Origin of the sequence: Rhodococcus cerastii, assembly GCF_033042195.1 — a bacterium.
In the GTDB taxonomy this organism is placed as follows: domain Bacteria; phylum Actinomycetota; class Actinomycetes; order Mycobacteriales; family Mycobacteriaceae; genus Rhodococcoides.
Genome location: NZ_JAWLKF010000005.1, coordinates 260085 through 268248 on the forward strand (window position 1 = coordinate 260085; position 8164 = coordinate 268248).

The following is an 8164-nucleotide window of genomic DNA, read 5'->3' on the forward strand; positions in this document are numbered from 1 at the left end:
ATACCATCGGCACTCGAGACGAATGCCGTCGAATACGAATCACTACCACCAGGGGACAGAAGTGAAACTGATCAGAACAGCAACGGTAGCGGTGGCGTTGACCGCTGCGGTGGCCACCGGAGCAGGCCATGCTGTGGCAGACCCGTCGTCGGACCCGGTGAATTACGAGACTTCGGTCAACCCGGACGGCACGGTCACCACCATCCTCGATGCCGGGCTGTTCCGGGTCGACGCCACGAGCGAGAACGTGTCCGTCATCGACCAGGCCGGTGCCACGCTCGCAACCGTTCCGCTGGAATACACCATCAACGGCACCGTCTACTCGATCGCACCGCTGATCGGTGCCGAGGGTCGCGAACTGACGTTGACTCCGCAGACGGTTCCCGTCGCCGAGGTCGCAGGTCCGCGGACCAAGCAGCAGGCATTCGACAACATGGTCAACCAGCTCGCAATCGGCTGGAACAACGGTGGCGGTGTCGGCACGGCGATCGGCGCAGGCCTCGGCTTCGCCATCGGCTGTGTATCGATCTTCCCGAACTTCATCTCCGGGTGCATCATCGGAACCGTCATCGGTACGGTTGCCGGCGCGGTCATCGGTACGTCCAACGGAAACCCGCAGGCTCAGCCTGCCGTGTTCGAGTACTTCACCACTCCGTAAGGCAGAACGGCCCCGAGCCGACGGAGGTCCGAACAGCGGGTGGAGCGCGTGCGCTCTACCCGCTGTTCGCTGTCCGCCCGGTCAACGCCCGGCGCATCGACACGGCTTTGACCATCGTCTCCTCGAACTCCTCGTCGGGATCCGACAGTGCCACGATTGCACCACCCACTCCGTACGTCACTTCGTGCTCGGTGGCCACGATCGTGCGAATGACGATCGAGAAGTCTGCGGTGCCGGTGATCGAGAAGTAACCGATGGCACCCGAGTACACCCCGCGCGGTCCGTCTTCGAGCTTGTCGATGATCGCCATCGTGCGGATCTTCGGGGCTCCTGTCATCGAACCACCGGGAAACGCGGCACGGATACAGTCCGCCGCGGATGCGTCCTCGCGCAGGCGGCCACGAACGGTCGAGACCAATTGGTGCACGGGAGCATAGGTTTCGACATCGAACAGCTTCGGTACGTGAACCGACCCCGGCACGCAGACCTGGGCGAGGTCGTTGCGCACCAGATCCACGATCATCAGATTCTCGGCCTTGTCCTTCTCGTTCGCGACGAGATCGGCCTTGAGCGCGTTGTCTTCTTCCGCCGTGGCTCCGCGGGGACGCGTCCCCTTGATCGGCTTGGACTCGACTACGCGGTCGGCGTCGATGCGCAAGAAGCGTTCCGGAGACGCACTCAACACCGACAGCTCGGGAAACTTCAGCAGCGCACTGTACGGAGTGGGGTTGATTTCACGCATGTACGAGTAGGTGGCGGTCGCGTCGATGGAACCGGCTACGGTCGCCGTGTTGGTCAAACAGACCTCGTACGTCTCACCGGAGCGAATCTCGGCGAGGCACTGGGAAATCAGATCGAGGTAGTGGGCACGGTCGTGGCGTAGACGGGGCTCGAGCGATCGATCTGCTCCGAGCAGGGGAGTGCCCGACGCTGGCGCATCCGCGTGGTCGTTCGGGACTGCCTTTCGAGACAAGCCACGCAGGGTCTCGGTGACAGAGTCGAACCACTGCGCCAACACAGGATCCCCGGGGGTGGTGGCCAACCCCATCAGATACAGGGTGCCGGCTTCGTGGTCGAACACCAGCGCGCGATCTGCGAAGACCATCGACGCGTCGGGAGTCGAGGCCGTGTGAACCAGTTGGCCACCGGTATCGGCCTTGAGCTCGTATCCCAGATACCCCACGTAGCCGAGTCCGAAAGCAAACGGTAGGTCGTGTCGAGGGGGAGTGGACCGCTCTCGCAATCGCTCGTCGATGTAGTCGAAGAATGTCGAGTGGATGCGCTCGGTCGTACCGTCGGCACCTTGCACGGTCACCGTGGTCTCGGCAACCGAGTAGGTCACGTACTCCGCATGAGGACCCGAGCAGTCGCCCATGACGGTGAATCTGCAGTCGGGTTCGAGAGCCGCGCTACCGTCCAGCCAGAAACTCTTCGAGCCGTCCGCGAAAAGAGCGTCGAATACCTGCTCGGAGTCGAAAGCCTCGTCGAGCGAACGTGTTTCGATGGTGAAGATCGAATCCTGAGTCCGCGCGGCGCTCGATGCGGCCGATTGAGCCAGTGTCAGATCGCGGAAGTTGGCGAGTAGTTCGCGGCCGTATTCGGTACTGATCGACTCGGGATGGAACTGAACGCCCCACATGGGCTTGCTCCGGTGCCGCACGGCCATGACCAGTCCGTCGGGCGTCCATGCGACTTCCTCGAAGTCGGCAGGGGTGCGGGTCACCACGAGCGAGTGATACCGCACCACCGAGTAGGGCGAGGGGATTCCGGCGAACAGGTCCACGCCGGAATGAGTGATGTCGGTGATCCTGCCGTGCATCGGCGCGGGCGCAAGATCGACACTGCCACCGAACAGATGGCACAGACCCTGATGCCCGAGGCACACGCCGAGTATCGGTAGACCGGACTCGAGTATCACGCGAGAACTGATCCCGAAGTCCTGCTCCACATCGGGCCGCCCTGGACCGGGTGAGATCACGACGTTGTCGAAAGCCTCGAAATCCAAAGACGTCCACTCGACGTCGTTCTTGACCACCGTCGGCGGCCGTCCGTTCACCTCGGTGAGAAGGCTGTACAGGTTGTAGGTGAACGAATCGTAATTGTCCACCAGGAGCGTATGAATCGTCATCGGCGTGCTTCTACCGTTTCCTGTCGAGGCCCGGCCCGGGCGTCGGAGAATCGATGATCGAATCCTCGACGCGACATGCCTCTGCAATCATCGTTCGGTACAGATCTTCGAGAAAGTCGGGGGACATCCCATTGGCCGACGCGAATTCTCTCGCTCGCTCTGTCACCAATCCGACACGGCCTGGTTGCATCATCGGAATGGCGTGTTCTCGTTTTACGTGTGCAACACGTACACACACATCGATGCGGTCTCGAATTGCAGCGCGCAGAACTTCGTCGATTCCGTCCAACTCGCGCCTCAACTCCGCAAGCTTCTGCTCGCCGACTGCGCGATGGCCTTCCGATTCCGCTTCGGAGGCCGCCGTGCGCAAAGCGTCGGTCGAGCGCTGATCAGAATCCTGGCTCACGAGTTATTGCCCCCTGATTTTTCGAGTGCGATGCCGCTGTTTATCGGTATTGTCCGACAACTGTTACGGCGACCGTTCACGAATCGTCCACTTGTGTGACAACCGATACTCGATGATGGCACCTCGGACAGCCACCTCGCCACTCGATCGTATTGGAATAGCTGGTCAGGCGACAATGAATGCAACAAAGGTCCGCGAAAACATCCGATAAGTTCGATATAAATAAAAAAACTGCACCGCCGGATTGTTTCCAATCAGGCGGTGCAGAGTGCGGCGAACGTCATGCGCCGCGGCGCTTGACCTTCAGCAGGTCCAAACGCTCTTTGAGAAGCTCCTCGAGCTCGTCGACCGAACGACGCTCGAGCAGCATGTCCCAGTGCGTACGGGGAGGCTTGACTTTCTTGGCCTCCGGCGCGGTTCCCTCGATCAGCGACCCTTCCAGACCGTTGCGGCAAGCCCAGGTTCCGGGAATCTCGGCGTCGTCGGCGAACGGTACGTCGAACTCCTCGCCGTTGTCGCACCGGTAGCGCGCAACGCGGCGGGGCGCCAGGTCGTGATCACGGTCGGTCTCGTAGCTGACCGCTCCCAGTCGGCTACCTCGAAGTACACGATCTGCCATGGTGAAGTCCTCTCATCGATAGTAGGTACGTGCGTCGAAGCCATCCGTCGACATCGAACTACACCGTCTACCCACTGATCTACAACGTCGCCGCGCGTCGGTTCGTTCCCGGGCCGATGAGTCCCGGTGCGATCCCATCGGCGCAGCTTATCGGGCGATCTTACCTCGCGGCCGCAGTAGGCTGAACGACCATGTCCGCCAGAACCCGCCGCGACCAGACATGCGCCTGGTGCGGGCGCCCGGTCGCCGATACAGGAACCGGCCGTAAGCGGCGGTACTGCCGTCAATCGTGCCGTCAGCGAGCCTACGAGCAGCGCAGCGTGACGAAAGGGACGTCGATTCCCGACGACGCCGTCGTGCTGACCGCGGAGGAGGTGTCGGCCGTGGCAGACAGAGCGTTCGAGGTTCGGTGTGCCGCCGAGGACGTCAGCACGGCGGTGGCGGAAGGTGCCGACGCTGCGGAACTGCACCGACTGTGCGCCGAGCTGTTGGCCAAAGCTCATGACGCAGAGCGACTGCGCTGAACTGCGGTTCCTTACTCGTTCACCGACTCCATGGACAATGGTCGTACCGCCCGCGCGACTGCGCAGGCGGTACGACCTAGTGAGGAGCTCCATGGCGTTCTGGGATCAACTCAAATCCAAGGCACAGGAATTGAACGGCCAGCTGCAGACCAAGACCAGCCAGTTCAAGAACAAGGAATTCGCCAACGGCAGCATGGCCATGTGTGCCCTGATCGCGGCGGCGGACGGCACCATCGATCCTGCCGAGCGCCAGAAGACGGCATCACTGATCGCCGGCAACGAGGCTCTGAGAGTGTTCGAGCCCGACGAGCTTCGGCAGAAGTTCGACTGGTACTGCGACAAGCTGCAGGGAGACTTCGACTTCGGGAAGGTCGAGGCGACAGCCACGATCGGCAAGCTGAAGTCGAAGCCCGACCAGGCACGGGCCGTCATTCAGATCGGCATCATCATCGGCGGAGCGGACGGCCACTTCGACGATCACGAGAAGGCTGCCGTGCGCAATGCGTGCTTCGCAGTCGGAATCGATCCGGCCGAGTTCGAGCTCTGAGTCCTTCCGTACGGAAGGACCGCGGTAGTCGATCGTGCTGACGGCGATCGACGAAGTCATCAGGCGACTTCGTCGATCGCCGTTCTCGTCGGCAGTCGTCCGCTGTGAAATGTGGCGTATGCCGGGATACTAGGGGCACTCCGACGGCTTGTGCCGACGTCGAAAGATCCGTTGGAGATCCGGTTGCAGCCCACCAGCGAAGGGACCGTGCATGACAGTTGCCGCGATCTACCTCGTCATCGCCTTCGGTCTGGGCGGACTCGCCATGGTGGTACGGCTACCTCCCTTGGTCGGGTTTCTCGCTGCCGGTTTCGTCATCAATGCGCTCGATGTCGGTGAGGTGCCCCAGCTCGAGCTGATCGCCGACCTGGGCGTGACACTGCTGTTGTTCGCAATCGGTCTCAAGCTCGACGTTCGTATTCTTCTGCGCCGGGAGGTGTGGCTGACGACATCGGTGCATCTGGTGGCGAGCATCGTGGTCGGTACCACCGTGCTGTGGCTCGCCGCCGTCGCCGGGTTGGCCATGTTGTCCGGCCAAAGTCTGACGACGATAGCGTTGCTCGCATTCGCGATGTCGTTCTCGAGCACGGTGTTCGTGGTCAAGGTTCTGGAAGAGCGAGGGGAGTCGCACGCCCTCTACGGACGGGTGGCGATCGGTGTCCTGGTCATGCAGGACATCGTTGCCGTGGTTTTTCTCACCATAACCAGCGGCTCGCTACCGAGCCCATGGGCGGTGACGCTCGTACTGCTGTGGCCGGTGACGCGGATCCTTCGGAAGATCTGGAGCGGACTCGGCCACGGCGAGATGCAGTCGCTGTTCGGCATCGTGATGGCGCTGGTCCCGGGTTACGCCCTGTTCTCCGCCCTGGGGCTCAAGGGGGATCTGGGCGCACTGGTCATCGGCGTGTTGCTGGCATCGCATCCGGCCTCGTCGGAACTGTCACGATCGCTGTTCCACATCAAGGAACTGCTCCTGGTGGGCTTTTTCGTCTCGATCGGTTTGTCCGGGCTGCCGGACCTACCCAGTCTCGGTGTCGCCCTCCTCATGGTGCTTCTGCTGCCACTCAAATCCGTCCTGTACTTGGCGCTGTTCGCCCTGATGAAGTTGCGATATCGGACCGCGCTCCTGGCCGGACTGAGCCTGATGAACTACTCCGAATTCGGCCTGATCGTCGTGTCGGTAGGAGTGACGACCGGCCTACTCGCACCGGCCTGGCTGGTCGAGATGTCGATCGCCGTGGCTTTGAGTTTCGTCGCGTCGGCTCTGGTGAACGGTCGTGGCCACCTGATGGTCGAGAAGATCGCGACCCGTCTACCCGAGCAGGACGAGTCGAGCTTGCATCCCGAGGAACGCTCCGGCGATGCCGGCGACGCCGAGGTGGTCGTGATCGGAATGGGGCGTGTCGGGTTCGCGGCATATCAGCGGCTCACCGATCACTACGGCCTGGATGCCGTAGGAGTCGACTACGACGGGCCTCGCATTCGTCGCCTGGCCGATCAGGGATTACGAGTCATCGAAGGGGACGCAACCGATCTCGATTTCTGGCATCAACTACGGCATTCCGAGTCGGTACGCATTGCCGTGCTCGCGATGCCGCGTCACGGTGCCAATGTCACAGCACTCGCCTGTCTGCGCGAATCCGGATTCAGTGGAACAGTTGCCGCAGTGGCCCGCTACGACGACGAAGTGCAGTGGGCCAAGGAGCACGGCGTGGACATCGCGTTCAATGTCTACGCAGGTGCGGGGTTGGAATTGGCGGATCAGGTGGCCACCACTTCGCCCGATCCCGTCGGCGACGAAAACGACCCCGACCTCGATACCTCACAGTCCGAGAAGGTCCCTCGGCCGACCACGAAACCGGTACCGCTCGACGAGCATCCATAACCGACCCCGCCTGGAGCATACGGAGGCCAGGGGAGAGACACCGACTCGGCCACTGGACCGCGGCCTGCTCGTCCCAACTCCACCCTTGCAAAACGTCACTGTGACGCTTTGGACGGTTGAAGGTGGGGCGAGGGGAATGCAAGAGAGTGACGCAAGCTCCATCTGATTCACACATTTCGTCCAACCGTCGCAAGGAGCTGCCCGTTGGACAACAGCGCCGAGTGTCCGCCGCAGCGCTCGAGTGGGACGTGCACACAGCGTTCGACGCGGAAGCGTTGTGAATGGGTCGGCCACAGGAACCGAAGTCGCGCGGCGTCCGTCGAGACACCCCTGAACTGCGGCTCCTTTTTGCCGATAATCGACATTATGTCAACTAGTAGATTGGTTATCAGCACTTGGCGCGAATATCTCTGCTTCGTGTAACTGCCCCCGTGCTTCGCCGATACTCGCCTGAGCTGCATCGATACCATCGGCATGCACATCCCAGGTCCACATCTAGGCGCCGCTCCGATGAGACAGTGTCACGACAAGCAGCCCGGTCTGAGCAGGCGTTATGGCAGCTATCGTTGCAGTTTGCGCTCTTCAAGTGCAGAATATGCAGACAGACGAAAGGGTGCTGACGTGGACCGACGTGAAGTTGGTGGTCGATTGATCTACCTTCCGGCCGATAGTTCCGCATCCTCCGAAGCCTTCCTCGACGATGTCCTCGTCGGCTGGCGACGCGCGCAGATCACCCAGAATTTCCGTGCAAGTACCGCCGACCGCCGAATCAAACTGATCCATCGCATGGTCGACTTCGTGGGATCCCCACCGTGGCAATGGTCCCCGCACGATGCCGACGAGTTCTTCGCTCATCTGCGTGGGGTACGCAATCTCTCTCACGCCACGATTCGGGCTTATCAGTCCGACGTCCGACTGTTCTTGGAGTACGCGACCAACCCCGTCTACGAGTGGAACGAGAACTGCGGGCGGCTGTTCGGGACCGTGTTCTCGCAGGTGATCACCGAATTCAACCGAGCCACTCATGTGCAGACCAACGACACCCAGGACAAGCGGCGCCCGTTCACCAAGGCGGAGCTACAGCAGTTCTTCGACCTCGCCGATCTCGAACCGGAACGAATCCTCAACTCGGGACGCAAAGGCGCACTTGCTGCGTGGCGCGATGCGGTGGCGTTCAAGGTCTTGTACGGATGGGGCCTGCGGGCCGGCGAAGGGCGACAGCTGCAACTGGTCGACTGCTCACGAAACGCCCGTGCCCCTGGTTTCGGTGAATGGGGACTGCTACGTATCAGGCACGGAAAAGCGATGCGCGGTTCACCCGGGTAAGTCCCGTGGGGTGGTGGACATTCGGTGAGGCGGCGTAGCCGCAGCTCGGGCGTGTCGTACCCGTGTTGTGG

At 61.8% G+C, this 8164-nt stretch carries 8 protein-coding genes; 5 read left to right on the forward strand and 3 right to left on the reverse strand.

Features of this window, described 5'->3' with window-relative positions:
- Positions 1-61: 61 nt before the first annotated feature.
- Entirely contained in the window at positions 62-658 is a 597-nt protein-coding gene (locus R3P93_RS12840; RefSeq protein WP_094641778.1) for a hypothetical protein, read from the forward strand.
- 55 nt (positions 659-713) lie between these two features.
- Here the strand turns inward: R3P93_RS12840 and pabB are convergent, their stop codons facing one another.
- From pabB to R3P93_RS12855, 3 genes are all read right to left on the reverse strand, one after another.
- Positions 714-2786 carry an aminodeoxychorismate synthase component I gene (pabB, locus tag R3P93_RS12845; RefSeq protein WP_094641776.1) on the reverse strand — a complete coding sequence of 691 codons (2073 nt, stop codon included), beginning with the start codon at positions 2784-2786 and terminating at the stop codon, positions 714-716.
- A 10-nt stretch (positions 2787-2796) separates the two neighbouring features.
- Complete coding sequence (locus tag R3P93_RS12850) at positions 2797-3192, reverse strand: chorismate mutase family protein (protein ID WP_082898863.1); 396 nt, start codon at positions 3190-3192, stop codon at positions 2797-2799.
- Positions 3193-3472: 280 nt separating this feature from the next.
- Positions 3473-3811: an RNA polymerase-binding protein RbpA gene (locus tag R3P93_RS12855; RefSeq protein WP_027497120.1), complete on the reverse strand. Its 339-nt coding sequence runs from the start codon at positions 3809-3811 to the stop codon at positions 3473-3475.
- A gap of 191 nt (positions 3812-4002) precedes the next feature.
- Here R3P93_RS12855 and R3P93_RS12860 point away from each other — a divergent pair, with 191 nt between their 5' ends.
- The 4 genes from R3P93_RS12860 (at position 4003) to R3P93_RS12875 (ending at position 8093) form a co-directional block, all read left to right on the forward strand.
- Positions 4003-4335: a hypothetical protein gene (locus R3P93_RS12860; protein ID WP_317533150.1), complete on the forward strand. Its 333-nt coding sequence runs from the start codon at positions 4003-4005 to the stop codon at positions 4333-4335.
- A gap of 91 nt (positions 4336-4426) precedes the next feature.
- Positions 4427-4882 carry a tellurite resistance TerB family protein gene (locus R3P93_RS12865; protein ID WP_032398482.1) on the forward strand — a complete coding sequence of 152 codons (456 nt, stop codon included), beginning with the start codon at positions 4427-4429 and terminating at the stop codon, positions 4880-4882.
- Positions 4883-5093: 211 nt separating this feature from the next.
- Positions 5094-6767, forward strand: a complete 1674-nt coding sequence (locus tag R3P93_RS12870) for a cation:proton antiporter family protein (protein WP_068051199.1) — start codon at positions 5094-5096, stop codon at positions 6765-6767.
- A 621-nt stretch (positions 6768-7388) separates the two neighbouring features.
- Positions 7389-8093, forward strand: coding sequence for a site-specific integrase (locus R3P93_RS12875; protein WP_317533151.1), 705 nt, complete (start codon positions 7389-7391; stop codon positions 8091-8093).
- Positions 8094-8164 lie beyond the last annotated feature (71 nt).